Origin of the sequence: uncultured Acinetobacter sp. (genome assembly GCF_947624825.1) — a bacterium.
In the GTDB taxonomy this organism is placed as follows: Bacteria; Pseudomonadota; Gammaproteobacteria; order Pseudomonadales; family Moraxellaceae; genus Acinetobacter.
This window is the reverse complement of record NZ_CANQLZ010000040.1, coordinates 1-26279: the sequence shown is the minus strand read 5'-3', so window position 1 is coordinate 26279 and position 26279 is coordinate 1. Positions and strand designations below refer to the sequence as shown.

At 40.8% G+C, this 26279-nt stretch carries 21 protein-coding genes and 2 tRNA genes; 8 read left to right on the top strand and 15 right to left on the bottom strand.

The features are described 5' to 3' along the window. Positions 1-2: 2 nt before the first annotated feature. The 4 genes from Q0017_RS09930 to Q0017_RS09915 all read right to left on the bottom strand — a co-directional run bounded on the left by Q0017_RS09930 (position 3) and on the right by Q0017_RS09915 (position 1304). Positions 3-76, bottom strand: a tRNA-Asp gene (locus Q0017_RS09930). Positions 77-105: 29 nt separating this feature from the next. Continuing rightward, positions 106-181: transfer RNA gene (locus Q0017_RS09925), tRNA-Val, on the bottom strand. 228 nt (positions 182-409) lie between these two features. Beyond that, positions 410-922: a cell wall-recycling L,D-carboxypeptidase ElsL gene (gene elsL, locus Q0017_RS09920; RefSeq protein WP_298146132.1), complete on the bottom strand. Its 513-nt coding sequence runs from the start codon at positions 920-922 to the stop codon at positions 410-412. Then, positions 912-1304 carry a YbaN family protein gene (locus tag Q0017_RS09915; RefSeq protein ID WP_298146129.1) on the bottom strand — a complete coding sequence of 131 codons (393 nt, stop codon included), beginning with the start codon at positions 1302-1304 and terminating at the stop codon, positions 912-914. Before Q0017_RS09915 ends, elsL begins: the two co-directional genes overlap by 11 nt. Positions 1305-1385: 81 nt before the next feature. Between Q0017_RS09915 and Q0017_RS09910 the strand changes: the two genes are divergently transcribed. The 3 genes from Q0017_RS09910 (at position 1386) to dapE (ending at position 3736) form a co-directional block, all read left to right on the top strand. After that, positions 1386-2234, top strand: coding sequence for a DUF1853 family protein (locus tag Q0017_RS09910; protein WP_298146128.1), 849 nt, complete (start codon positions 1386-1388; stop codon positions 2232-2234). Between the two features lie 113 nt (positions 2235-2347). Next, on the top strand, positions 2348-2488 hold the full coding sequence (locus Q0017_RS09905; protein WP_298146127.1) for an entericidin A/B family lipoprotein: 141 nt from the start codon (positions 2348-2350) through the stop codon (positions 2486-2488). A 114-nt stretch (positions 2489-2602) separates the two neighbouring features. Then, on the top strand, positions 2603-3736 hold the full coding sequence (dapE, locus tag Q0017_RS09900) for a succinyl-diaminopimelate desuccinylase (protein ID WP_298146135.1): 1134 nt from the start codon (positions 2603-2605) through the stop codon (positions 3734-3736). Positions 3737-3773: 37 nt separating this feature from the next. Here dapE and Q0017_RS09895 read toward each other — a convergent pair whose 3' ends face one another. The 6 genes from Q0017_RS09895 to pilG all read right to left on the bottom strand — a co-directional run bounded on the left by Q0017_RS09895 (position 3774) and on the right by pilG (position 12193). Next, positions 3774-4202 (bottom strand): hypothetical protein, encoded by a 429-nt coding sequence (locus Q0017_RS09895; protein ID WP_298146126.1) that lies wholly within the window; start codon positions 4200-4202, stop codon positions 3774-3776. Positions 4203-4211: 9 nt separating this feature from the next. Continuing rightward, positions 4212-8687, bottom strand: coding sequence for an Hpt domain-containing protein (locus Q0017_RS09890; RefSeq protein ID WP_298146125.1), 4476 nt, complete (start codon positions 8685-8687; stop codon positions 4212-4214). Positions 8688-8771: 84 nt separating this feature from the next. Continuing rightward, positions 8772-10820, bottom strand: a complete 2049-nt coding sequence (locus tag Q0017_RS09885) for a methyl-accepting chemotaxis protein (protein WP_298146123.1) — start codon at positions 10818-10820, stop codon at positions 8772-8774. A 47-nt stretch (positions 10821-10867) separates the two neighbouring features. Beyond that, entirely contained in the window at positions 10868-11395 is a 528-nt protein-coding gene (locus Q0017_RS09880; protein WP_298146121.1) for a chemotaxis protein CheW, read from the bottom strand. Positions 11396-11398: 3 nt separating this feature from the next. Next, positions 11399-11767 (bottom strand): response regulator, encoded by a 369-nt coding sequence (locus Q0017_RS09875; RefSeq protein ID WP_298146118.1) that lies wholly within the window; start codon positions 11765-11767, stop codon positions 11399-11401. Between the two features lie 36 nt (positions 11768-11803). After that, entirely contained in the window at positions 11804-12193 is a 390-nt protein-coding gene (pilG, locus tag Q0017_RS09870) for a twitching motility response regulator PilG (protein ID WP_298146115.1), read from the bottom strand. A 270-nt stretch (positions 12194-12463) separates the two neighbouring features. Here pilG and Q0017_RS09865 point away from each other — a divergent pair, with 270 nt between their 5' ends. The 4 genes from Q0017_RS09865 (at position 12464) to Q0017_RS09850 (ending at position 19146) form a co-directional block, all read left to right on the top strand. Beyond that, entirely contained in the window at positions 12464-13096 is a 633-nt protein-coding gene (locus Q0017_RS09865; RefSeq protein WP_298146113.1) for a hypothetical protein, read from the top strand. A 30-nt stretch (positions 13097-13126) separates the two neighbouring features. After that, positions 13127-14224: an efflux RND transporter periplasmic adaptor subunit gene (locus tag Q0017_RS09860; RefSeq protein ID WP_298146110.1), complete on the top strand. Its 1098-nt coding sequence runs from the start codon at positions 13127-13129 to the stop codon at positions 14222-14224. 14 nt (positions 14225-14238) lie between these two features. Then, positions 14239-17343: an efflux RND transporter permease subunit gene (locus Q0017_RS09855; RefSeq protein WP_298146107.1), complete on the top strand. Its 3105-nt coding sequence runs from the start codon at positions 14239-14241 to the stop codon at positions 17341-17343. An 87-nt stretch (positions 17344-17430) separates the two neighbouring features. Next, the gene (locus Q0017_RS09850; protein ID WP_298146104.1) at positions 17431-19146 is read left to right on the top strand and encodes a proline--tRNA ligase; all 1716 of its coding nucleotides are present in this window, start codon (positions 17431-17433) and stop codon (positions 19144-19146) included. Positions 19147-19246: 100 nt separating this feature from the next. On the opposite strand, the gene apbC is transcribed toward Q0017_RS09850, so the two are convergent. The 4 genes from apbC to Q0017_RS09830 form a co-directional block, all read right to left on the bottom strand. Next, a complete protein-coding gene (apbC, locus tag Q0017_RS09845) occupies positions 19247-20518 on the bottom strand; it encodes an iron-sulfur cluster carrier protein ApbC (RefSeq protein ID WP_298146101.1) in 1272 nt (423 codons plus the stop codon). Positions 20519-20668: 150 nt separating this feature from the next. Beyond that, positions 20669-20872, bottom strand: coding sequence for a hypothetical protein (locus Q0017_RS09840; RefSeq protein WP_298146098.1), 204 nt, complete (start codon positions 20870-20872; stop codon positions 20669-20671). Positions 20873-21110: 238 nt separating this feature from the next. Continuing rightward, the gene (locus Q0017_RS09835; RefSeq protein ID WP_298146095.1) at positions 21111-21902 is read right to left on the bottom strand and encodes a hypothetical protein; all 792 of its coding nucleotides are present in this window, start codon (positions 21900-21902) and stop codon (positions 21111-21113) included. A gap of 51 nt (positions 21903-21953) precedes the next feature. Then, entirely contained in the window at positions 21954-22538 is a 585-nt protein-coding gene (locus Q0017_RS09830; RefSeq protein ID WP_298146092.1) for a hypothetical protein, read from the bottom strand. A gap of 152 nt (positions 22539-22690) precedes the next feature. Here Q0017_RS09830 and metG point away from each other — a divergent pair, with 152 nt between their 5' ends. Continuing rightward, a complete protein-coding gene (gene metG / locus Q0017_RS09825; protein WP_298146089.1) occupies positions 22691-24751 on the top strand; it encodes a methionine--tRNA ligase in 2061 nt (686 codons plus the stop codon). Positions 24752-24797: 46 nt separating this feature from the next. Here the strand turns inward: metG and Q0017_RS09820 are convergent, their stop codons facing one another. Further along, the gene (locus Q0017_RS09820; RefSeq protein ID WP_298146086.1) at positions 24798-26165 is read right to left on the bottom strand and encodes a hypothetical protein; all 1368 of its coding nucleotides are present in this window, start codon (positions 26163-26165) and stop codon (positions 24798-24800) included. Positions 26166-26279 lie beyond the last annotated feature (114 nt).

The window sequence follows — 26279 nt, the reverse complement described above, 5'->3', positions numbered from 1 at the left end:
GGCGCAGCGGACGGGACTCGAACCCGCGACCCTCGGCGTGACAGGCCGATATTCTAACCAACTGAACTACCGCTGCACTTAAAATCAATAAACTCTGAAAAGGATTGGTGGGCGCTGACGGGATCGAACCGCCGACATTCTGCTTGTAAGGCAGACGCTCTACCAACTGAGCTAAGCGCCCTTTTCAAAACGTTTCATCGCTTGATGTGGTGCATTATAGAGAAAGTTTTAAGTGTGTCAAACGCTTTTCGAGAAGTTTTTCGCTTTTTTGCATTGAATGCTTAAAAAATAAGTTATTTTGAGCAAAACACGCCAAAATTGAGTATATTTCACCCAAATATTTAATTCTTGGAGAATTTTTTTCTCATCTTATGTGCACCTAAAAGCCTATTTTTTAGAAAATAGTATTTTATTGAGCCAAAGCCACATCCTCTAGCGCATGTTCTGAAATATAAACCAATGCACCCTCGTTCATTAAATCATAAAGCTCGATCACATCTTGATTACGCATTCGAATACAACCATGCGATAAGGCCATTCCCATAGGTTCATCGTCTGGTGTGCCATGAATATAAATATAACGTGCAAAAGTATCGACCCCAGCGCCTAAGTTAAAGCCTTGCTCTAAACCTTGTAACCATAAAATACGCGATAAAATCCAATCACGATTGGGGTACTGTGCGGCCAATTGAGGGGTATAAATTTCACCTGTGGCTTGGCGTGCAATAAAAACTGAATTTCTTGGTTGGGCCGTGCCAAATTTTTGCGCAACTTTATGCCAACCACGCGGTGTCTTACCGCTATTTTCTGTTTCACCAATGCCATTTTTACCCGATGAAATCGAATACTGCTTGTGATGGCGCGGTAGTATTAAAGTTTGCTGAGCCAGATCAATTAAAATATCTGCATCTTTAATCTGCATGTGAATTCACCTCTTTACATATCAGCATAGGTTCAGGACGCAGCCATAACCAAATCGCCACCGTTAACATCACGATATTGGTAAATACCTTGACCCAAAATGGTGCTGGGGTAAATAGCATGACGATCGCACTGAGCAGCATCATCACAGATGCCCACCATTTGGCCTGACGTGGTACCGTACCGTGTTCACGCCATTGGCGCAAAGTCTTACCATATTTAGGATGGTTGAGTAACCAAGCATCCATTTGTGGCCAACCTTTTGAGGCCGCCCATGCAGCTAAAATCAAAAATACGGTGGTGGGCATGCCCGGCAATACCGCCCCAATGCCTGCAAACACGACAAAAATCAGCACTAAAGTGCGCCAAAACAGGGTCTTCATTGCGCGGTCCTACAACTGTCATTTGGCTAGTATAAAGTGTAATGTAAAGCAATTGTGTACTTTGAGCGAAGGAATATTGTCATGCAATCTGCCTATAAAGAACCATGGCTACAGTTTTATCATCCGATTGTACGCCAACTTGGTTTTGCCATTGCAAGTCCTAATATTCTGTGTGCTGTGCCGCGTGATTTAGTCTTAAATCATCAATTTCAACTCCATTCAGATGAAATTTGGCAACAACATTTTGAAGATTATTTGCCGCGTTTACGTGAACTTGATCTCAATCCTACGCCTTTACTTGAATTTGTGGCACAGCTCAAAAGCACACGTTTAGGCTTACGTTTTGAAATGCTCATTTGGTTTTGGTTACAAGATGATGCGTATCATCCTTATCAGTTATTGGGTCATAGTATTCAAATCATTGAGGGTGCTAAAACCTTGGGTGAATTAGATTTTTTGATTTATCACCGTGATTTTAAACGTATTGAGCATTGGGAAATTGCCTTAAAATACTATTTGGCCGAAGCAGATTATTGTTTTGAGCATTGGTATGGTCTTAATCGTTCTGATCGTTTAGCACGTAAAATGTTGCATTTCACCCAAAAACAATTTCAGTTTCAACAAGCCCTGCAGCACGAGATTGAAGCACGTTTTTGTATGCTCAAAGGTCAATTGTATCTCCCTCAAAACATGCAACCCCCCCTCCCCGCTTGGGTTAACTCTACACGGCGTATAGGTTATTGGGGTCATCAACAGCCTTTACAAAACTTAGGCTATTATCGCTTACAACGCCATGAGTGGATTTGCGCCAACCATCAACCTAGTAGTGAAGCTGCACACTGGTGGACCGACGGTCTATACAAACAGCAACTGAATGAGCACTACTATATGTTTCGACAAGCGCCTTACCTGATGCGCAACACTGGGTAATTTTTACACAGGCTTACATTTCACTACATAATCTTCATATTTTTTTTAAGGTACTAAAATTAATCTCAAATGAGCAAAATAACATCAAAACAATTTCAATAACGGAGTTTTCCATGAAAAAAGTGCTTGCTGCTACATTACTTGTGACATTTGCATTAACTGGCTGTAATACATTTAAAGGCGTCGGTAAAGATGTCTCTAAAGCAGGCCAAGGCATTAGCAAAACGGCTGAGCGTACACAAGACAAAATGTAAGCTGAATATCAGTCAAAAAACCTTATCTTTAGATAAGGTTTTTTTATGTTCACACTTCGCAGCGCTGAAAAATTCACCTATGATAGTTCAACATTATTATTCGATTTAGCCGGCATGCAACCCTCTGATACTTTAGACTTTAGCTTACAATTATTACGCCAACCTTCGGTCACCCCCATTGATCATAGTTGCCAAAACATGATGGCAGAGCGCTTAGAAAAAATTGGCTTTCATATTGAAGCTATGCGCTTTGCCGATGTAGACAACCTATGGGCACGTCGTGGACAACAAGAGCCGGTGTTTTGTTTTGCAGGCCATACCGACGTTGTACCTACCGGACATTTAGAGGCTTGGCACTCTGACCCGTTTTTGCCAGAAATTCGTGATGGAAAACTCTATGGTCGTGGCAGTGCCGATATGAAAACTGCCCTAGCAGCTATGGTGGTTGCCTCTGAACGTTTTGTGGCAAAACATCCAAATCATCAAGGCTCGATTGCCTTTTTAATTACCTCGGACGAAGAAGGTCCATCCATCAATGGCACGGTGAAAGTGGTTGAGGCTTTACAAGCGCGTCAAGAAAAAATGACTTGGTGTTTGGTCGGTGAGCCATCAAGTACGCATAGCTTAGGCGATGTGATTAAAAATGGCCGTCGTGGTTCATTAAATGCCAATATCACTATTCAGGGCAAGCAAGGTCATGTTGCCTATCCACATTTGGCAATCAATCCCATTCATAGCGCCTCTCAAGCTTTAGCAGAACTGTGCAATGTGGTTTGGGATCATGGCAATGATTACTTCCCTGCTACCTCTTTTCAAATTTCTAATATTAATGCAGGCACTGGCGCGACCAATGTAGTGCCTGGCAGTATGAATATTTTAATGAATTGGCGCTATTCAACTGAAGTCACCGCCGATGAATTAAAAGCACGTACTTTAGAGATTCTGGATCGTCATCAAGTCAATTATGAGGTGGAATGGACGTTGTCGGGCTTACCATTTTTAACCCCAGTCGGTGAATTGGTCAATGCAGCCAAACAAGCAATTTACGATGTGACCGGCACACAAGCACAGCTCTCAACTTCTGGCGGCACATCCGATGGACGCTTTATTGCACCGACGGGCGCGCAAGTGTTAGAGCTTGGTGTGTTAAATGCCACTATTCATCAAATTAACGAACATGTCGATGTTAAAGATTTAGAACCTTTGGCTGAAATCTACGAAAAGATTTTAGAAAACCTGCTCACTTAATACAAAAAAAGGAACTCTTAAGAGTTCCTTTTTTACTTTATAAACCTAATTTTTTTTCAATGGCCTGTAAGTTAGGTACATGAAATATTCGCTCACCGACTTTGACATACTGAAATACCTCATCAGGTAGATCCTGTTGTTGCGCGTCGACCACTTCTGAAATACGTAAACGCATAGTTTGTGGCATTTCATTACACATCAAAGCAAAACGCTGTTGTGTGTCTTCACCTTCAATCACCAACGCCACCCCTTTGCTGTGCTGAGGATGATAAATAGCATGTACGGGTAACTGCACATCATGCCAATCTACGGTTTTGACATCGGTTGCACTATCCAGTGCAGATAATACAATATTTTGCGGTAATAACATGGGCGGCAAGTCATGGCATTCAATCACATAGGTATCAATAAAACCGGTTGAGATTGCAATTAAATGCTGTAGCTCTTGTTGATTCACCTGTTGCATCACAACTCCTTAAGTTGAAGCAAGCAAAAGCGTTTGGACTTGGGCCAATAACTCTGCTTCTTGGAACGGTTTACCCATATAGTGATTCACGCCTAAGCTCATCGCACGTTCACGATGTTTTTCGCCAGTACGTGAAGTAATCATAATAATTGGTAATTCACGATGGATATCATGGTGTCGCACAAGATTGGTCACTTCAAAACCATCCATACGTGGCATTTCAATGTCCAGCAACATCAGATCAGGGCGGCTATTTTCAAGCTGCTCCATAGCATCTACACCGTCTTTGGCAGTCATGACTTCATAACCATGACGTTCAAGTAAACGCGAGGTCACTTTACGTACCGTGACCGAGTCATCCACAATCATCACTAAGCGGCTTTGCTTATCTGTTGCATCAAAGTCACGTGAATTTTGCATTTGTGAGGTATCACGTAACGAGGTTTGTACCTGACGGGCAATGTTTTGACCATCTAAAATCAAACAGACTTGGCCATCACCTAAAATGGTGGCCCCTGCAATTACACCCACTTTAGAGAACTGTTGACCAATAGATTTGACCACAATTTGCGAGCGTGAACCAATCAACTGATCGACCAACAAGGCAATACTTTGCCCTGCACTGCCTTTAATCAGCAATACCGGTAAGGCTGTGCCTAAGGTATTTAAACGTGGCGCATTTTGATGCCCAACAAATTCGGATAAATAACGTAACTTGTATTCTACATGGTCAATACTAAAGTGGTCGGCATCACTGGCAAAGTAAGCTTCTAATGCACTTGGCGCAATACGGACAATACGATCAATTTGTGCCAATGGCAGGGCAAATTGCTGATCGCCAACTTTTACCATTAAGGCATCACTCACCGCAACCGTGGTCGGTACACGAATGCTAAATGTGGTCCCCTCACCTAGCACTGATTCTACAGTGACATGACCACCGAGTTCACGAATCTCACTTTGTACTACGTCAAGTCCAACACCACGCCCAGAAATTTGCGTGACTTGTTGTGCGGTACTAAAGCCGGGGTGGAAAATAAACTGAATAATCTCTTGTTGATCGAGCTTTTGATTGACACCAATTAAGCCTAAATTTTCCGCTTTGGCACGAATCTTATTGGCATCAATTCCCTTACCATCATCGCTAAAACTAACCACAACATCGGTACCTTGACGGCTGATATTGAGTTCAATTTGACCCACTTCTGGTTTACCCAGTTTTAGGCGCTCTTCAGGGCTTTCAATACCATGATCGACCGCATTACGCAGCATATGCTCAAATGGCGTGATCAAACGCTCTAAGATGGTACGGTCAAGCTCACCTTCGGTGTTATACACCACCAATTCCGCAGGACGGTTAAGGGCCGATGAAGTGGTACGTACAATACGTTGTAAACGCGGTAACATCCCTGTAAAAGGCACCAAGCGCGTACGCATAAGGCTTTCTTGAATCTCAGACTGAATACGTGATTGTTGTAACAATAAGCCTTCGGCATCACGAATTTTCTCAGACAACGTCACTTTAAAGTCCACCAAATCCGATGCAGACTCCGATAGTGACTTAGACAACTGATTTAAAGATGAATATTGATCCATTTCGAGTGGGTCAAAATCATCGTATAGCTTATTTTCATCACTGCTATGTTTGGCAAGAATCTGACTTTCTAATTCCCCTTCCATACGACGCAACTGATCGGCTAGACGATGAATGGTTAAGTCCATCTCATTGAGGAAGTTGCCCAATTGGGCTAAATCCATCTCGATGCGCGAACGGTTAATTGCATTTTCGCCCGATAAATCAATCATCTTCTCAACCAAGTCGGCTGAGATACGAATCATCTCAGCGCTTTGGTCATTTTGTTTGTGATGTTGCCACTCGCCTTGCATCGATGGTGGTGTAGTGCCATCACCTTGAATCCAATGCTCTTCTTGTTGTGGAGTAAAGAAATCCACTTGAGTGGCATGGCTTGGTAATTTAACTGTACTGTTGGCATATTCAATGCTGCTTAAGCGCTGTACTAAAGCGTCTACATGACTGTAATCGCGTTGATGAATCGCTCGTTTTAACCATGCTACGGTACTTTCCAATAAGCTGTCATGCACATTGGAGCTGATTTGATGTACCGCAAATTGTTCAAAAACAGTTTCGAGTTCATAGGCAATTTGTGCAATCGGCTCAATTTGTGCCATGCGCGCGCCGCCTTTGAGACTATGCGCAGCACGTTGTAATTGCAGCAGCAAACTACGATTACTACGCTGCTCTAACCAAAAACTCAACAAAGTTTCGGTGCGCTCAAGCAACTCAAAGGCTTCTTCATAGAAGCTCTGCTCTACAATTTGCTCTAAGGTCAGCTCTGCTGTATCTGATGTCAGTGTGGCAGATTCTTCCAGCACAGATGTTGAGTGCGCTTGAATTTCTTGTGGTGTTGCTTCCACAGTCATCTCTGCTTGAGATACTGCGGCAATCTCTTCAATAACAGAGGTTAAGACCGGTTCCTCGCTTTCGGCAAGTAACGTTTGGGCATTAGGCTCTTGAAGCGTTAAATCTTCTTTGGCAAGCATGTTGGCTTGCTGATCTTCTAATGCAACTGCTTTGAGCTCAACAGAAGTTTCAAGTACGCTGTCACCGCGTGCCAAGCTTTCAATATTACGTAAAATATCAACCGCTTGATCAGCTGGATAATCAATATGTTGCGTTTGGATCAACTCTAAACGTTCAGCAATATTGTCCTGTACCAACTGAATGATTTTGATCATAGCTGCTGTGGCAACTAACTGACCTTGAATCACACGCTCATAAATACTTTCTAACTCATGCGCGATTAAGCCAATGTGGTTGGCCTGCACCATATTGGCGCCACCTTTTAAGGTGTGTAAATAACGCATTAGATTATTGAGTGCAGCTGCGTCTTGGTTTTTAGCCCAAGTGTTTAAATCTTGATCAATACCCTCAAACAGCTCATTGGCTTCTTCTAAGAAAATATCCAATAAATCTAGGTCAAACTCAGAGCGACTGTCCTCTGAATCCAAACGCATGTGATCTTGTGCCAAACGTTGTGACAAAGCAGCAAAGTCAACGCTATTGGCTTTATGCTTGGTTAAATCCGGTAAATCATTAAAGCTGACCAATTGCTCAACTTTATGATCAATAAAATCATGCAGTTGTTGTAAAGCGGTTTGTGCTTGTGCTGACAACACTACACGCTGCCCAGATGCCAAGGTATCAAATAGATGAATAAATTCAATATGCGCTTGATTAAACAATGCTTCTGCATAGCTTAAATTGAGCAGTTCAGGTTTATTCCATAACTTACAATAGGCACTCTTGAGTGCCAAAGCATATTGATGAATACCTACCGCAGCGCGATTGTCAGTATGGACACTTAAACGTTCGGCCTGTTCAGTTAAGCTTTGTAAATACACAGGGAAATTAATTTGCGCGCGTTCAATAAAGTCAACTTCGGTATCAAGCAAGAGGTCAATATCAAGTTGCAGCAATTGTGTGACTAAACCATGTGGATTGTCTTGCTCATTCATTGGCACCAAACGACCGTATAAGGTCCATGCTGCATCAAATTCAGTGATTAATTGATGACAACGTTGTTGATCACGCTCACGCAACGCAGGCAAATACCCCCGAATAAACTCAGCATATTGTCTTAATAATTGAGTTTCTGCTGAGGTTGAAACAACATCTTCTTGTAACAGATAACTTTTAAATAGTTTTTCAACTTTAGCACTGGCACTAAAAACATCTTCAATTTGTGCCATAGATGAACTGCCGCGCAATGTGTGTAACGCACGAATCAGGGCATTGTAATCATCTGGTGTGTTATTGACATTTTCTTGTAAGAAATGGTCAATCGTTGCTAAATGCTCTTCGGCTTCTTCAACAAACACCGCTAAGGTTTCGGCTAAATCTTCTGCCACATGCTGAGCATCTAAGGCAACTACTGAATGTGGCTGTTGAACATTTACATGTTCTAAACCAGTGGTTGATGTTGCGCTTAGATCCTGTTCAATCAATGCCAATAATGCTGGGTCTAGTGCATGTTCTTGTTGTAATTGTTGACCAAGCAAAATGAGTGGGCGCACGTCATGCTCAAGCGCTTTACCTTGTTTAAAGCATGGATAAAGCTTGGCTTGATAAAATGCCAATACGTATTGGGTATAGCGGCGTAAAGTTGGGGTCAGTGCAATACTGTCATTGAGCACACGGTTTAAGGTGTCTTCAACTGTCCATGCCAGCTCACCGGCTTGCAACGCACCCACCATGCGCCCTGAGCCTTTTAAGGTATGAAAATGGCGACGAATGTCTTTTAACAGTTCAGGTTGATCCTGCCATTGTTGTAACAACTGGCTTAATTCTTGAAAAATCTCTTCGATTTCTTCTACAAAAATTTCAAGAATTTCGGTATCTTGCTGAAGATAACTGTCTTCGGGAAGCGTCATCGGGGCAACTAAATTTTTTAATATTTCTTTCATAGCTCAGCTTCTTAAGTTTCACCCTCACTTGAGACAAAAGTACAGCAGTTTTAAGAGACTTCGTAAGAAGTCTCTTAGTTACGTTTATTCAGGTAACTTAAAGTCAGTTACAGATTCACGTAATGCTTCTGCCATACTCGCCAATTCAGATACCGAACGTGCTGTATCAAAAGTCGCGCTGGTGGTTTGCGAGGTAATTTCTTGTACGACATTCATGGTGTTGGCAATATGACCTGCAGATGCTGACTGAAGCTTTGCGGCATCAGAAATGTTTGCAATCAATTTCGCCAAGTTAGACGATACGCTTTGAATTTCACCTAAGGCAACACCGGCATCTTTGGTTAAGCTTGCACCACGCACCACTTCTGAGGTGGTTTGTTCCATTGAAATTACGGCTTCGTTGGTATCGGTTTGAATGGTTTTTACCAAAGTTTCAATTTGCTTCGTTGCAGATGCAGAACGTTCTGCAAGACGTTGAACTTCATCGGCAACAACAGCAAAACCACGCCCTGCTTCACCGGCCATCGACGCTTGAATTGCAGCGTTTAGAGCCAAGATGTTGGTTTGGTCAGCAATATCGTTAATTAAGGCAACGATGTTACCAATTTCTTGTGATGATTCACCCAAACGCTTAATACGTTTTGAGGTTTCTTGAATCTGTTCACGAATAATATCCATACCTTGAATTGAGCGTTGTACAACGTCTGCACCATTGGATGCAATGTGTACTGAACGCTCAGCTACTTGTGCTGATTCAGAAGCATTGGCAGATACTTCGTCAATCGACATGGCCATTTCGTTAATTGCAGAAGATGCACCGGCAATTTCTTGCGCTTGGTGTTCAGACGCTTCGGCTAATTGGTTGGTAATGTGCTGGGTATTGGCGGTATATTGTGAAACTTCTTGTGAGGTTTCATTAATACGCGAAACGAGGTCACGCAGTTGATCAATGGCAAAGTTAATCGAGTCGGCAATGGCGCCCGTAAAATCTTCAGATACTGTCGCGTATGAACGTAAGTCACCATCAGCTAAGTCGGCAATTTCATCAAGCAATCGTAAAATCGCATTTTGGTTACGGTCATATTCTTCTTGTAAACGTGCCACACGCTCTTTGTCGGCTTCACCACGTAAAGTCAGCAGCTTAAATACACTGATCAAGAAGCCAATTAAGGCCAAGATTAAACCAATGGCTGGCAACCAATGCCCAAGACTTGAACTACTTGATAATTGCTTTAAGTTATTCAAAAGTGGGGTTGATTCATTGTAAATCACACTTGATGCTTGACGCACTTTGGCAATTGGCTCGGCATTTTTTTGTACCACGGCTGCCGCATTGGACAACACTTGGTCATATTCATTTTTAATATTGGTTAAAGCGGCACGTAAATTGGTGTCTTCAACACGTGCTACACCTAAAGCGGTATTGCCATTGAGTTGACCATTTAAAAAGGCGGCAAAGTTACGCACATCAGTGTTTAAGTTTTCAGCCGACGCACTCGAGTTTTCAGAACCGTTCATCAAACTATTCATGGCATTTAAAATACGCTCAGCCAAAAACACTTGGTTTTTAGCAATTGCAATTTGACTGCCTGCGCTACCTTGACGTGACATTTGTTCAATAATTAAGTTGTACTGCGCCTGAATACTCGGAATGCTTTCGCTTAAAGCTAAATTGGCATCGTACAGTTGATTAATTAAAGGTTGCTGTGCGGTAATTAAATCCACATTGGCAGCCACTTTGTTCCAACTGCCCTCAATATTAGCAAAGGTATCGCTATCACTTTTACCTTGGATATTATTTAAATGTGCAGCAAATTCATCTTTGCTTGCTGCAAGCTGTTTTAACGCTTCAGGCGTACCGGCTGAGGTGGTCATAGCAGCTTGATTAGGTAAAGTTTGTGACAGTAAACGTAACTCACCAACGCTTTGTGTATAGCTATTATTTTTAGGCACACTATAGAGCAGGTAAGCTAAAAACACTAAAGCTAAGAGTAAGCTAAATGCAGCACCATAAATATAAGGCTTAGATCTTTCACTATCGCCAAAGACACGCGAGGCCTGATCGACTTGGTCTTGGACTTTATTAAACAGACCTGCTCCATCGCTCCCACTTTTTTTAATATTAAAGCTCATGCAGCTTCTCCCAATTGCGTGTGCGCCTAATGTAGACGGTTAAATATTTATAAAATCGAGGCGTTCATATATTTTGGGTGGTGCAATAATTGACTAAACAAAAATACCTGCCACTTTTGGTTATGTTGTTGGAAATAACCACGGCAATAGGGATTAAGCAGGTCATTTACTGCATCTTGATTAGAGAAAAAGCTCTTCTTATTGAAATGTTGAATCCCCAATACTTGATCCACAAGTAAACCAACATACTGATCATTATTTTGAATACACAAAACTTTTTGCGCACCTGATGATTGGCTGCGCTGACCCACCAAGTAGTGAGTCAAATCAGAGACAGAGAGTAATCGGCCACGAATATTGGCCACACCACGTACCCACGCATAGGTGTTTGGTACTGGCGTACATTTAGGTGGGTAAATCACCTCGGAGACTTCCCCCAAAGGAGCAACAAAATATTGCCCCATCATCTCAAAGGCAATTCCTGACCATCGGTTTACTTCATTGTCTTGGTTGGCATAATGTTTATTGCCACGTTTTGCCAAACGAAGTAATTCGATAAATCCATTGGCAGCCATACATTATCCCACATGAAGATGTTGCTTAATGACATCAATTAATTGTTGTTCATCTACCGGCTTGGTTAGATAATCACACGCACCTTGACGCTTACCCCAAACACGGTCAGTGGCTTGGTCTTTGGTACTTACAATCACAATTGGAATATGCTTGGTGCTAGCATTACGTGCAATTTGGCGCGTGGCTTGAAAACCATTCACGCCGGGCATGACCACATCCATCAGCACCATATCTGGCAATTCAGCTTGTGTCATGGTCACCCCATCAGCGCCATTGGATGCTTCTAGCACCTCAAAACCGTGTTTGGTCAGAATTTCACGAAACCGAAATGTTTCAGTTGGCGAATCGTCCACGATTAAGATACGTGTCATAGTCTTCCCCAATAAAAAAATTAAATAAAAAAATAGTTATGCTTTTGCTTTTACATGAGTGCGAATAGCACCTAATAATTCATCTTTACTAAATGGTTTTGTTAAATATTGATCTGAACCCACTACGCGACCTTTGGCTTGGTCAAATAAGCCGTCTTTACTTGAGAGCATAATCACAGGGATATTTTGAAAATGCTGTGAGTTTTTAATCAAAGCACAGGTTTGATAACCATCTAAACGTGGCATCATAATATCCACAAATACGATATCTGGATTTGATTCGGCAATTTTAGCTAACGCTTCAAAGCCATCTACCGCAGTCACGACATCGCAACCTTCACGTTGTAATAATGTTTCTGCAGTACGACGAATAGTCTTTGAATCATCAATGACCATTACTTTTAAATTTTGAAATTTTGCATCCATTTCATGACTCCTGCTCATTTTTAGACTGCACAGAATATGCTTTTTTACAAATTGTATGCATTTTTAACACACATTTACCTTGAGTTTCAACGAAGTAAATTTGAAAAAACTTGCATTTATATGACTTTATGACAACCTTATCACAAGCTCATAACAACAATATTATTTTTTTAAATCAGATATACGGTAAAATCTAAGTATATATAAATACACTTATATTATTTAGTTAAAAATGAGTAATTTAGTCAACTTTATTCAGGCAAGACCAGGATGATAAAATTAATACACCATCGCCATGCGAATCTAGGTTTAAAAACATTAAAAGTATTGCTATTGACTTTGAGCGCAGCATACAGCGGCAGCACTTTTTCCAATTCCATTAAGCCTGCATGGTATCGCTATTACGATCACCAAGGTATTGCCAATTTAAGTACTTCGGTGAGTCCCAACCATATTCGTTACGGCTATGAAGCACTTGATCGTAACATGCAAGTCATTCAACGCACCCGTGCTTTTAACAGCGAAAAAGCCAGCTCACATAGCACCAAAGCCAGTGCCTATAGCAAACAACGTGAAGCAGACCGGCGTTTAAAGCAGGCGTATGGCTCAAGTCGCGTCGCCTCGCAAAAACGCCAAGAAAATTTAACTCATCTAAGTAAACAAATTAAGTTGCAACAGCAGCAGCTACAACAATTACAAAAAGATCGCCTCGTATTTAAAAAGCAGGAGTTGCAATTTACCCAAAAAGGGCGTCCAGTGCCGGTAACTTTGCAAAACACACTGAACTACAATCAACAATATATTCAAAATGGTCAAAAACAATTGCAATCATTACAAATGCAATATCAGAAAAATCAAGCAGAATACGATAGAATCATTACGCGTTTAAAAGCACTCGAATAATTTTATCTTTAGCAGATTTAGGAATGATGCATGCGTCCTCATCGACTGACCTCAGCCTCACTTTTTCTATGGACCAGTTTAGCCTTAGGCTTGGTGGGGTGTTCTTCCGATGAGGCGCCCTCAATCCCCAAAAACGCTCCTCAAGTTGAACTCATTCAGGCTGACTTGGTTGACATTAAATATGGTCAAGCACGTCAGTCTACGCCTTTTAGTGGCAGCATTCGTGCTGTTCAACACAGTAGCGTACAAGCACAAGTCACCGCTACAGCCACGCAAGTTCATTTAGATGTAGGACAACAGGTCAAACAAGGTCAGGTTTTGGCGGTGCTGAGCAATCAAGATCATGCCGCACGCCTTGCGCAAGCGCAGGCTAATTTAGCCGCTACACAAGCCCAAGCCAATCAAGCAAAATTAATGATGCAACGTAAAAAGCGTCTTCTTGATCAAGGCTTTATTGCACAAGTTGAATATGAACAAAGTGTAGTGGATTATCAAGCCCAACAAGAAAACGTCTATGCCCAACAAGCCAATGTCGATATTGCGCAAAAAGCCAAACAAGATGGCGTGATTCGTAGTCCCATCACAGGGGTCATCACCAAACGTCAGCTTGAACTAGGTCAAACGGTAAGTGCCGGTCAAACTTTATTTGAAATTATTGATCCAAGCCGTTTAGAACTACATGGCAAAGTGCCGACCGAACAACAACAAGCCTTAACCGTTGGCAACGCGATTGAATACCGTATTCAAGGACAGCCGAACACTTACACGGCGACTTTAAGTCGAATTGCACCGCTGGCTGATGTCAATAATCGACAAATTGAGTTCTTTGCCAGCCTTGCACAAAATTTACCAAGTTTAAGTATTGGGGCTTTTGTAGAAGGTGAAATTGTGTTTGGGCAAGCCAGTGTCGGGCAACTCCTGCCTTTAGATGTGATTTACAACCTAGACGCTCAAGCGTATGTCTGGGTTATCCGTAACGGCAAAGTGGCAAAGGTCAATATTACGGTACTTGAGCAAAATCCCAACATTAATCAAGCCGTGGTCACAGGTTTGGGTGCCAATGACCGTATTAGTCGCGTGCGCTTTAGTGAGCAACAGATTAATCATGCTGTAAGCATCAGCCAATAACAGGATTTTTTCACATGTGGTTTACCCGAATTAGTGTTCAATATCCTGTCTTTACCATTATGATGATGCTGTGCTTGATGGTGTTAGGCTTGGCGTCTTGGCAGCGCATGAGCGTTGAAGAATTCCCCGATGTCGATTTTCCGTTTGTAGTGGTCTACACCAATTATGCAGGGGCTTCGCCTGAAGCAGTCGAATCTGAAATCACCAAAAAAATTGAAGATCAAATTAATACCATCTCTGGGGTCAAAAAAATCGTTTCGCAATCTAGCGAAGGATTATCCACCGTCATGGTGGAGTTTAATTTAGATACCTCATCCACCACTGCGGCACAAGACGTGCGCGATAAAGTTGCCGTGGTGAGTGCAGATTTTCGAGATGCAATTTCAGAACCGATTGTGGAGCGCTATGACCCGACTGCCAATGCAGTGATGTCAATTGTATTTGAATCGGAAAATCTTGCCTTACGTGATTTAAGCTCATATTTAGAGCAACGCATTGTGCCGCAACTGCGTACTGTGGCCGGTGTAGGATCGGTCAATTTATTGGGTGACGCCCAACGCCAAATTCGTATTGCGGTTGACCCTGTAAAAATGCAGGCCTTTGGGGTAGGTATTGATCAGGTGATGAATACCTTAAAATCTGAAAATATTGACTTACCCGGTGGTAATTTAAAGCAAGGCTCGCGTGAATTGGTGGTTGAAATTCAGTCTAAAGTGCTGTATCCGCAGGGCTTTGGCGATTTAATTGTGGCCAATAAAAATGGCGCACCCATTTACTTAAAGCAAGTGGCAGACATTAGCGATGGCCAAGCCGAAACCGATTCGGGGGCTTTTTTAAATGGTCAAGCTGCCGTAGCAGTTGATATTTTACGTAGTTCGGACTCCAATATTATTGCAGTGGTGGACAACACCTATAAAGTTTTAGACAAAATCCAAAGCCAATTACCGCAAGGCACCACTGCCAAAGTGGTGGTCGATTCATCAAAAAGTATTCGCGGTAGTATTGATAACGTGGTGCGTACCATTATTGAAGGTGCGATTTTAGCCATTTTGATTGTGTTACTGTTTTTAGGCTCATGGCGCTCGACCTTGATTACCGGTTTGACCTTACCGATTGCTTTATTGGGCACATTGACCTTTGTCTGGATGTTTGATTTTACCATCAATATGATGACCCTACTGGCTTTGTCGTTAAGTATTGGTCTATTGATTGATGATGCAATTGTCGTGCGTGAAAATATTGTGCGCCATGCCGACATGGGCAAAGACCATGTCACTGCGGCACTTGATGGCACGCAAGAAATTGGTTTGGCTGTACTTGCTACCACCTTAACTATTGTGGCGGTGTTTTTACCGGTTGCCTTTATGGGCGGTATTATTGGGCGCTTCTTTTACCAATTTGGCGTGACGGTGAGTATTGCGGTACTGATTTCTATGTTTGTCAGTTTTACCCTTGACCCAATGCTCTCGGCGCACTGGGCTGAAAAACCGAAAACTCAGCAACGCCCCAATGTCATGCAACGTTTTTTAGATGCAATTTCTAAACGTTTGGATGATTTAAGTTTAGTCTATGAAAAGCTGCTTAAACTTGCTTTACAGTTTCGTTTAATGACCGTGGTAGTTGCGATCGCCTCTTTATTTGGGGCTTTGGCACTGTCTAATATGATTGGTTCAGAATTTGTACCAGTACCTGATAAAGGCGAAATTCGGATTAAGTTTGAAACGCCAGTGGATGCAGCGATTGAATATTCAGAAGCCAAACTTAAACAAGTCGATGCCATTATTCGTGAACATCCTCAAGTGCTTAGCACCTACGGCGTGATCAATAGCGTAACCGATCGTGGTAAAAACCATGTCAGCTTACGGGTACGTGTCACACCACGCCAAGAGCGCAGCCAAAGCTTGACCGACTTAACCAACGAGTTCCGTCAGCGTTTGCAATCTGTGGCAGGGATTACCGTCACTTCTGTGGCTTCTGCCGATGAAACTGTGTCGGGTGGGCAAAAACCTGTCATGATTTCAATTCAAGGCCCCGAATTGGATGAATTACAAAAAATTTCTGATCGTTTTATGGCACAAATTGCACAAGTTGAAGGGATTGTTGATTTAGAGTCTTCCTTAAAAGAACCTAAACCGACTTTAAGTGTGCATATTCATCGTGTGCTTGCCAGTGATTTAGGTTTATCGGTCAATCAAATTGGTCATGCATTACGTCCATTATTAGCCGGTGATAACGTCACCACATGGGAAGATGCCCAAGGCGAAACCTATGATGTAAATGTGCGTTTAGCCGACAGCGAACGTCGTTTGCCGCAAGATTTACAAAACTTGTATTTAGGCTCCACCAAAACCGATGCCAATGGGCAGCCAATTTTAATTCCATTGGCAACAGTAGCCAGCATGCAACAAGATTTGGGTGCCTCGCAAATTAACCGACGTTATTTATCGCGTGAAGTGTTGGTCGAAGCCAATACCTCAGGCCGTCCTGCCGGTGATATTGGCGCTGATATTCAAGCTATTCAAGATCAATTTGATTTACCAAGCGGTTATAGCTTTGTCACACAAGGCTCCAATGCCGATATGGCAGAATCAGCAGGTTATGCAGTTACGGCAATTGTGCTGTCAATTGTGTTTATTTATATTGTGTTAGGCTCACAATTTAATAGTTTTATTCATCCGGCTGCGATTATGGCCTCCTTGCCATTGTCGTTAATTGGGGTATTTTTAGCGCTGTATTTACTCAACTCCACCCTAAATTTATTCTCGATTATTGGCATTATTATGCTGATGGGCTTGGTCACTAAAAATGCCATTTTACTGATCGACTTTATTAAAAAAGCCATGGATCGCGGCGTAGATCGTTACACTGCGATTGTAGATGCGGGTAAAACCCGTTTACGCCCTATTTTAATGACCACCTGTGCCATGGTCATGGGTATGGTGCCTTTGGCTTTAGGTTTAGGTGAAGGTGGCGAACAAAGTGCGCCCATGGCACATGCCGTGATTGGGGGCTTGATTACCTCAACCTTACTCACCCTTGTGGTGGTGCCGGTCATCTTTACCTATTTAGATGATTTTAAGAATTTGATGCAGCGTTTGAGCAGAAAAATTCTGTCCTAATACAAAAGCGCCGACATTCAACATGCCGGCGCTGTTTTTATTGTATAATTTTGTACTTATTACCCATCTTTGCTTAGGACATTTTCCATGCGCGCCAGTCGCTTTTTATTTGCAACGTTAAGAGAAACCCCAAATGATGCAGAAGTGATCTCGCATCAGTTAATGCTTCGTGCCGGTATGATCCGTAAATTGGCTTCTGGTTTATACAGCTGGTTACCCATGGGTGTTCGCGTCTTAAATAAAGTAGAAGCGATTGTCCGTGAAGAGATGGATCGTGCAGGTTCCCTACAAGTGCTTATGCCTGTGACTCAACCGGCGGCTTTATGGGAAGAATCAGGTCGTTATGTGCAATACGGTCCAGAGTTGTTACGTTTTAAAGACCGTCATAACAATGACTTTGTGCTTGGTCCAACGCACGAAGAAGTGATTACAGATCTTGCACGCAATGAGCTGAAAAGCTACAAGCAATTGCCAGCCAATTTCTACCAAGTACAAACTAAATTCCGTGATGAAATTCGTCCACGTTTTGGCGTCATGCGTTCGCGTGAATTTATCATGAAAGATGCTTATTCTTTCCATGCCGACCAAGCATCATTACAAGAAACTTACGACATTATGTATGACGCATACTGCCGTATCTTTACCCGTTTAGGCTTAGATTTCCGTCCAGTACAAGCCGATACAGGTTCAATTGGTGGTTCAGGTTCACACGAATTCCATGTGTTGGCATCTAGTGGTGAAGACGATATCGCGTTTTCTACTGAATCTGATTATGCCGCGAACGTGGAAATGGCCGAAGCGATTTTAGTGGGTGAACGCGCTGCACCCACCCAACAACTTCAATTGGTCGATACCCCAAATCAAAAAACCATTGCTGATGTATCAGCTTTCTTAGCTACTGAGCCTAAACATTCAGTTAAAGCCTTGTTGGTACAAGGGGTTGAGAATGAAGCCGGTGAAACACCTGTGGTGGCTTTATTCTTACGTGGTGACCACGAACTCAATGAAATTAAAGCCGAAAAACATCCTTTAATTGCCGCGCCAATTACCTTTGCAACAGAAGAGCAAATTGCAGCACTCGGTTTAACAGCAGGTTTTGTCGGTCCACAAGGTTTAGTTGAAAAAGGCTTAACTGTAATTGTTGATCGTGCTGCGTCGGTATTGTCTGACTTTGTGGCAGGCGCGAACATTGCCGACCAACATGCCACTGGCGTGAACTGGGAACGTGATGCACAATTTACTGAAGTGTATGACTTACGTAATGTGGTAGAAGGCGATCCATCTCCAGATGGTAAAGGCACGATTCAAATCAAACGTGGTATTGAAGTCGGTCATATCTTCCAATTGGGTCAAAAATACTCAGAAGCATTAGGCTGTAAAGTCTTAGGTAAAGATGGTAAGCCATTTGTCGTGACCATGGGTTGCTACGGTATTGGTGTGACCCGTGTGGTAGCTTCTGCCATTGAGCAAAATTTTGATGAAAAAGGTATTATTTGGCCAGCAGCAATTGCGCCATTTGATGTTGCAATTGTGCCAATGAACGCGCATAAATCACCACGTACTCTGCAAGCAGCCGAAAGCCTATATGCTGAATTACAAGCAGCTGGTTTTGATGTATTGTTAGATGACCGTGATGAACGTCCGGGGGTTAAATTCTCTGACTTAGAAATTAATGGTATTCCTCACCGTATTGTGATTGGTGAAAAAGGTTTAGACGCGGGTACTTTTGAATATAAAGGTCGCCGTGATGCTGAATCAGTAAACTTAAGCAAAGAAGAATTATTGGCTAAAATTGCCAAATAATTTTTAAGCTGCAGATAAAAAAATCCTGCGCTGGTCGCAGGATTTTTTTATATATTGCGCTATAAAAAGCCCAAAGCTGACTTTGGGCTTTTTTGATGACTTAAAAAATACGATTTTGGTTTTTCTCAGCTTTTGGCAATGCTTGAGCAATTTTTTCAGCGATTGCAATATAGCTTGCTGCTGCAGCATCTTCTGCTAAGACAGAAGGTTTACCGGCATCGGCATTTTCACGAATTTGTGCATTGAGCGGTAAACGACCTAACAATGGAATATCATATTGTTCAGAGAGTTTATCACCACCACCTGTACCAAAAATTTGTTCTTCATGACCGCAATTTGAGCACACATGCGTCGACATATTTTCAATCACGCCCATAATTGGAATCTGTACGCGGTTAAATAATTCAATCCCTTTGGTGGCATCCATGAGTGCTACGTTTTGTGGTGTAGTGACAATCACCGCACCTGTGACAGGAATGCGCTGCGCAAGGGTGAGTTGAATATCGCCTGTACCCGGTGGCATATCAATCATTAATACATCTAAATCTGGCCACAGGGTTTGATTAAACAGCTGCATCAATGCGCCTGTGGCTTTTGGACCACGCCATGCCACAGGAGTATTATGATCACCAGTTAAATGCCCAATTGAAAGTACCGCCATGCCATAAGCATCAATTGGCACAAACTGTTCTGCTTCAATCATTGGCGTACGGCCGGCATTGCCCAACATGGTTGGAATACTTGGACCATAAATATCGGCATCTAACACGCCTACTTTTAAACCCATTTTTTGTAAGGCTAAAGCAAGGTTGACTGTTGTAGTGGATTTACCAACCCCACCTTTGCCTGAAGACACCAAAATCACATGTTGAATACGTGGATGCTTTGGCACATCGCGTTGTTGAGGCGCTGCTTTTTGAATGGGCGCTTCTTGTTGCTGCGGCTGATAGTTGGCATTGGCTTGTGCCACTGCATCGGGTGCTGAGGCATCTACTACAGGTGGTAAAGTGTTTTTTGTTGCTTCAGGTTTTTTGCTTGAACAGCTTTCGCCATCGCTATGCTTATGCCCACAGCCACCTTGGGTATGACCTGTTTTTTGCTGAACCACATGCATGTTTAATTCTTTAATGCCACACTTTTCTAAAGCATCTGCCAATTCATCATGAATTTGTTGCAATTGCTCAGCTTCGTTTGGAAAAGTGTTGATGCTAATTTGTAGCACTTGGCCTTGCACGTTAATTTGAGTAATACGGTCTTTTAAAGCGTGATTCGAGTTAGGTAATACATAACTTTGTAACACGCGTTGGACTTCTTCTTCCTTCACCTCTAAAGCGGGTGAAAATACTGATTTAAGCGAAGAAAGCCACGACATATATCTACTCCAAAATGCATTTCTCGATCGAATGGCGTAGTTTAGCGGTTATTTGAGCAGAGGTTAAGCCGCTTTAATTTAATTGCACACTTTTGTTTGCTACAAACAAAAAAGATTGCCGTTTGGCAATCTTTTTTAGGTTTAACGATGCTATTGCTCGTCATCCTTTTGCTGTGTGTTTTTGTCATGCTTGACATCGTGTAGCTTATGTTCGGCTTTGAGCTTAGCATCTTGAGCTTTATGCTTTAAATCATCGGCCAACTGTTCACCTTTAACTAAAGCTTCTTTAGCTTTAAGCTTTAAACCATCGGCCAACTCATGTGCTTTATGTTTAAGATCGTCAATTTTACTCATTTTTTACACCTTTTTATACGTGGGCTTTAAATAAGTTATAACGCTTTTTTTAGGTGCTCCATATCAAAAACTGCAATTTGCAACACAGCCCATACATAAAACAGCATGTTATTTGTTGATCTAGTATGTTCTCAATCATGGCTTAGGTTGGACATAACCAAGGCTGCTTGAGATAACGTGCTTGTGTATTTTGAAAAAAAATTCAGCATTTAAATTGAGCTTAAATGCTGAAGGATATTTAACGAATACTGCGCATAAAACTGGTCACACTAAACAACCATAACAACAAGATAAAGCTACGTGCTTGGGTAAAGTGCGCGACATCAGTGCCATGTAAAATATTATGACGGGTCATGCTTACATTTGAACTTGAATCCATTTTATAAGCGGCAAGCTCGGCAAAATAAGCATTCATTTCTGTAGCAATTTTAGCTTTGTGCCACAAGCTTTTAATTTCATTACCTTTTAAGCCCGGTACAATTTTATACACATCTAAAAACTTGGTGTCTTTTTGGCTTAAAAAGCCTTGTGCCAATAATACGTCGGTGAGTAAGCCTTCTAACTGTGCATATAACAGCGGCACGCACCCTGCATAAAAGCCGAGCTTGTACATCTGTAATGCTTGTTCAATCACCGCACGGCGTGCATGACTATTGGCATTTTGACTTAAATCATCAAAGGCTTTAAACAACTCATCTTTAAAAAATGTGTCATTCACTACATCCAATAAATTAAAGTCATTTACATCTTCAGTTTGGTTAATTAACTGCCAAAAATGTACTAAATTTAAAGCATCATTGGCAATTTTGGCATCTTCAGGTTGATTCAGCTCATCTGCCAAGACTTGGAAATAAGCATCTTGAGCAGCAAGATCGGTTAAGGTTTTAATGAGTAGCGTATGCTCATCAGCCGAAATATCTTCAAGATAAATTTCTGCATCTTTTAAAATCTGACTACCCAATTTTTTTTGACTTGCCGCATTCTGCTTAATACGGGTGACAGGTTGGTCATCTTCGTAGTCGTCATACATGAAGAACTATCCTAAAAGTTAATTCCTTATATTGTATTATAGAATAACATTCTATTTTGGCTTAATACCTCGTCTTATCTCTTCAGCATGTTGGTGAGCTTTTAATAATGCGTCATCTCTCGCATTCTTCTCATTCGCTAATCTCATTTTTTCATCTAAACGATCTAATAAAGGATCACATACTCGACTTAAATTATTTGTGAGCTCATCTCTGTAAGTATCAAATCTAATACCTGTATATTCAGACTCTTCATATGAATAACAATCATCTTCTTCGTTTTCTATTTCATGCTCTTCACATTCTAATTCATGAAAAAACTGTCTTTCATAATGATTCTTTTCTTCTTCTGAAAGAGTATTAAAATGATTCCATAAAGATTCAATTCGATAGCTATGTAGTGAGCAATAACCAATATTTTTTCTATTTACTTTAGATAGATATAAAGTATCTAAATAAATATGACAATCTGCCATTTTGCACTTTTGTGCATTCTTAGGAAGTCCACAGTCTTGATGAAATCCTAAAGTTACTAGTTTGCCCTTCATAATGGTTTGAAATTGGAGTAAATGATTTTCTCTAGTACGAATTTTACAGTTTTCGGCATTACATACAAAACGACTATCACTGTAGTACATATTTCACCCTATATTTTTTGTTTTTAATTTATCAATTATCTACTATTTACTCTATCAATTTTTAAGATTTCACCAAAAGCCTTATGCAACTTTGGCTTATCTCAGGTAAAATCATGCACCTTACATAATATACGAATGAGAGAGTCATATCCGTGCGTAATATCCTAGTCACCAATGCCCTTCCTTACGCCAATGGCCCGATCCATATGGGTCACTTACTTGGTTATATCCAAGCAGATATTTGGGTTCGTGCGATGCGTGCAATGGGTCATAACGTGACTTATGTATGTGCAGACGACGCTCACGGTACAGCAATTATGCTGCGTGCCGAAGCCAACGGCATTAGCCCAGAACAGCAAATTGCCAATGTACAAGCCGAACACGAACGCGATTTTGCCGGCTTTAAAGTGGATTTTGACCACTACGACTCGACCAACAGCGCCGAAAACCAAGCGCGTGCTTCAGAAATTTATATCAAAAACCGTGATGGCGGCAACATTGCTGTACGTCCTGTTAAACAATTGTTTGACCCTGAAAAAGGCATGTTCTTATCAGATCGTTTTATTAAAGGCACTTGCCCAAAATGTAAAGCCGAAGATCAATACGGTGACTCATGCGAAGTGTGTGGTACAACGTACAATGCAACCGAATTGCTTGATGCAAAATCGACCTTAAGCGGCGCCACACCGATTGAAAAATCATCTGATCATTACTTCTTTAAATTACCAAATTTCTCACAATACCTACAAAAATGGACACGTGACGAAGGTCGCTTACCGGTATCAATTGCTAATAAACTAGATGAATGGTTTGAAGCAGGTTTATCAGATTGGGATATTTCTCGTGATGCGCCTTACTTTGGTTTTGAAATTCCAGATGCGCCAAACAAATACTTCTACGTATGGGTAGACGCGCCAATTGGTTATATGTCGAGCTTTGAAAACTACATCAAGACCAAACGTCCTGATTTAAGCTTTGATGATTATTGGAAAAAAGACTCTCAAAATGAGGTGTATCACTTCATTGGTAAAGACATCGTGTATTTCCATGCACTTTTTTGGCCTGCAATGCTTGAAGGTGCCAACTACCGTACGCCATCTGGCTTATTCGTAAATGGTTTCTTGACTGTAAATGGTCAAAAAATGTCTAAATCACGTGGTACGTTTATTAAAGCAGAAACCTATTTAGAGCATTTAAACCCTGAATATTTACGTTATTACTTTGCATCTAAACTGTCTGACAAAGTTGAAGATTCTGACTTAAATCTTGATGATTTTGTACAGAAAGTCAACTCTGACTTGGTCGGTAAAGTGGTCAACATTGCTAGCCGTTGTGCCAAATTTATTAACACTAAGTTTGACAACAAGTTAAGCGCGACGTGTGCGGAACCAGAATTGGTTCAAAGCTTTATTGATGCAGGCACCTCAATTGCTGCGCAATATGAAGCGCGTGAATTCTCGGCTGCAATCCGTGAAATCATGGCACTTGCCGACAAAGCGAATCAATATATTGATGAGAAAAAACCTTGGGCACTGGCTAAAATTGAAGGCGAAGAACAACAAGTGCATGACGTATGTTCTGTAGGCATTAACTTATTCCGTCAATTGGCGGTTTACTTAGCGCCTGTACTGCCTACATTGGCAGATCAAGTTCAAGCGTTCTTACAATTAGATACCTTTGATTTTGCTTCGCGTGAAACAATTCTTGTGGGTCATGAAATTGCATTGTTCCAACCACTTATGCAACGTGTTGATCCAAAAGCTGTGGCTGCAATGGTCGATGCATCTAAAGATTCTTTAGCAGCTCCTGCTGAAGCACCAAAAACTGAAAAGAAAAAAGAGAAAAAGGTAGCTGAAAAGAAACCTGAACCTAAAGTCGGCGAAGCTGAAATTATTGGCATCGAAGACTTTATAAAAGTTGATTTACGTGTAGCTGAAGTTTTAGAAGCCGCAACGGTTGAAGGTTCTGACAAGCTTCTTCAATTGACTTTAAATGTAGGTGAAGCTGAGCCACGTAATGTATTTAGCGGTATTCGTGAGTTCTATGAGCCTCAAGACCTTAAAGGCAAATTGGTGGTGATGGTGGCAAACCTTGCACCACGTAAGATGCGTTTTGGTATTTCTAACGGGATGGTGTTAGCTGCGGGTAATGGCGAAGGTGTTTGGGTGATTTCACCTGAAATGGGTGCTAAACCGGGTGATAAAGTGTCTTGATATTAAGTAATTAAGTTAAAAAATCCGCCATAGATTGGCGGATTTTTTAGTTCACTGCTTTTTCTTTAATTTCTACTATTTTTGGTAAAATATATAAATTAATTTTGGCTCTAAGAATTTTATCCGCTGAAGGTAGAATACTAGTTTTAATATGATTTTCAACACTATCGAGCCAGCTCTTTTCTTCAATATACATATTGAATGAACCTTGGGTTGAATAACGTATATTAAGTCCATTAAGAATGTGATTAGAATTATTTCGAATTATATTACATAACTTTGATGCAAATATATTGGTATCAATTTCTTTTAAAATAGGAAAATTATAATAGAGATTTTCCTCACTATTATTAAGAATAATACGTTGTGCGAAAAGCCATGCATCACTTTCCATCAAACTTAATAATTCTTTTACTCGTTCTGAATTTTTTTCTCTATATTTTTCCTCATAGGACTTTACAATTTCACTCATGAATTGCTTAAAATGAGGTATATCTGTTGCATAAAAACCATATTGTCCTGAATGTTCTCTAAAACTTGAATCCTCAATTTTTCTTATTTTTTCATTCACATTAAAAAGTTCTTTAGATTTACTAATAGCAAGAGGTAACAAACTCTCTATGTTAAAATGAATAAGGTTATGCTCTTTAAAATAAATGAGCATGCTTATTGTATGTAAGATATCTGTAATATGAGTATATAAGCCATCGTCAATTTCTTTTTTTGCTTTATTTACAAGGATATCAAATTCTATTTCATTTAAGTCCCAGAAATCCATCAACTGTAGCCAAGTTGGTTTCTCTTGCTTAAAACGAAAATATACTTCGTATAATTCTTCACTTACTTTTTTTTCATCTAAAATATTTTGATTTAAAATCTCATTCCAATTTTTTTGTGAAAATATAAAATCACTTAATGAACAATTATATTTATTCATAAAAATTTTAGAATCAACGCTTGTAATACCACGAAATAGTTCTAATACTGTAGTTTCAGCATCTGTCTTTTTTTCCTCATCTAATTTTTCGTCTTTTTTAAATTCTAAAATTTCTTTATCAAAATACCCCTTTTTATTCTCTAAGGAAAGAATCAAAAAAGCCTTTAAAACTCTCTGAAAAATTTCAGAATCAAAAGTACCCTTGTATTCAAAATAAGCCTTCTTATAAAATCTTTCAAAGTCAAAAATTGTCTGCTTAAATGATCTTAAATTTTTATAGCCCACTTGGTTAAAAGTTTGCTTTATTAGTTCAAAATTTGAATTGAGCAGATTTTTTAATTCTTCCTTTTTAACGTCATGCAGAATACTTTTAATTGCTAAATCCTGATCTTCTATATAATAAAAAGTTGCGCCAACGAGTTTTTCTTTCTTTTTAGAATAATCAACATTGTTTGTAATTTCTTCTTCATTCGACACAATAAGTGTCTTAATTCCTTCCTGCTCCACGAAATAGTTAAGCTGTCATTAAAAAGTAAACATGTATTCTTTTCCGAATTGGTTTGATACTCTCTCCACCCATTGCTCTATTTT

Bases quoted from the DNA above. Each gene is read 5' to 3' on its own strand.
- pilG (WP_298146115.1), bottom strand. From the start codon at position 12,193: ATGGATGCAAAATTTCAAAATTTAAAAGTAATGGTCATTGATGATTCA.
- Q0017_RS09875 (WP_298146118.1), bottom strand. From the start codon at position 11,767: ATGACACGTATCTTAATCGTGGACGATTCGCCAACTGAAACATTTCGG.
- Q0017_RS09895 (WP_298146126.1), bottom strand. From the start codon at position 4,202: ATGCAACAGGTGAATCAACAAGAGCTACAGCATTTAATTGCAATCTCA.
- Q0017_RS09890 (WP_298146125.1), bottom strand. From the start codon at position 8,687: ATGAAAGAAATATTAAAAAATTTAGTTGCCCCGATGACGCTTCCCGAA.
- Q0017_RS09865 (WP_298146113.1), top strand. From the start codon at position 12,464: ATGATAAAATTAATACACCATCGCCATGCGAATCTAGGTTTAAAAACA.
- Q0017_RS09830 (WP_298146092.1), bottom strand. From the start codon at position 22,538: ATGTACTACAGTGATAGTCGTTTTGTATGTAATGCCGAAAACTGTAAA.
- Q0017_RS09860 (WP_298146110.1), top strand. From the start codon at position 13,127: ATGCGTCCTCATCGACTGACCTCAGCCTCACTTTTTCTATGGACCAGT.
- Q0017_RS09880 (WP_298146121.1), bottom strand. From the start codon at position 11,395: ATGGCTGCCAATGGATTTATCGAATTACTTCGTTTGGCAAAACGTGGC.
- Q0017_RS09910 (WP_298146128.1), top strand. From the start codon at position 1,386: ATGCAATCTGCCTATAAAGAACCATGGCTACAGTTTTATCATCCGATT.
- dapE (WP_298146135.1), top strand. From the start codon at position 2,603: ATGCAACCCTCTGATACTTTAGACTTTAGCTTACAATTATTACGCCAA.
- Q0017_RS09905 (WP_298146127.1), top strand. From the start codon at position 2,348: ATGAAAAAAGTGCTTGCTGCTACATTACTTGTGACATTTGCATTAACT.
- elsL (WP_298146132.1), bottom strand. From the start codon at position 922: ATGCAGATTAAAGATGCAGATATTTTAATTGATCTGGCTCAGCAAACT.
- Q0017_RS09840 (WP_298146098.1), bottom strand. From the start codon at position 20,872: ATGAGTAAAATTGACGATCTTAAACATAAAGCACATGAGTTGGCCGAT.
- Q0017_RS09915 (WP_298146129.1), bottom strand. From the start codon at position 1,304: ATGAAGACCCTGTTTTGGCGCACTTTAGTGCTGATTTTTGTCGTGTTT.
- Q0017_RS09835 (WP_298146095.1), bottom strand. From the start codon at position 21,902: ATGTATGACGACTACGAAGATGACCAACCTGTCACCCGTATTAAGCAG.
- Q0017_RS09850 (WP_298146104.1), top strand. From the start codon at position 17,431: ATGCGCGCCAGTCGCTTTTTATTTGCAACGTTAAGAGAAACCCCAAAT.
- apbC (WP_298146101.1), bottom strand. From the start codon at position 20,518: ATGTCGTGGCTTTCTTCGCTTAAATCAGTATTTTCACCCGCTTTAGAG.
- Q0017_RS09855 (WP_298146107.1), top strand. From the start codon at position 14,239: ATGTGGTTTACCCGAATTAGTGTTCAATATCCTGTCTTTACCATTATG.
- Q0017_RS09885 (WP_298146123.1), bottom strand. From the start codon at position 10,820: ATGAGCTTTAATATTAAAAAAAGTGGGAGCGATGGAGCAGGTCTGTTT.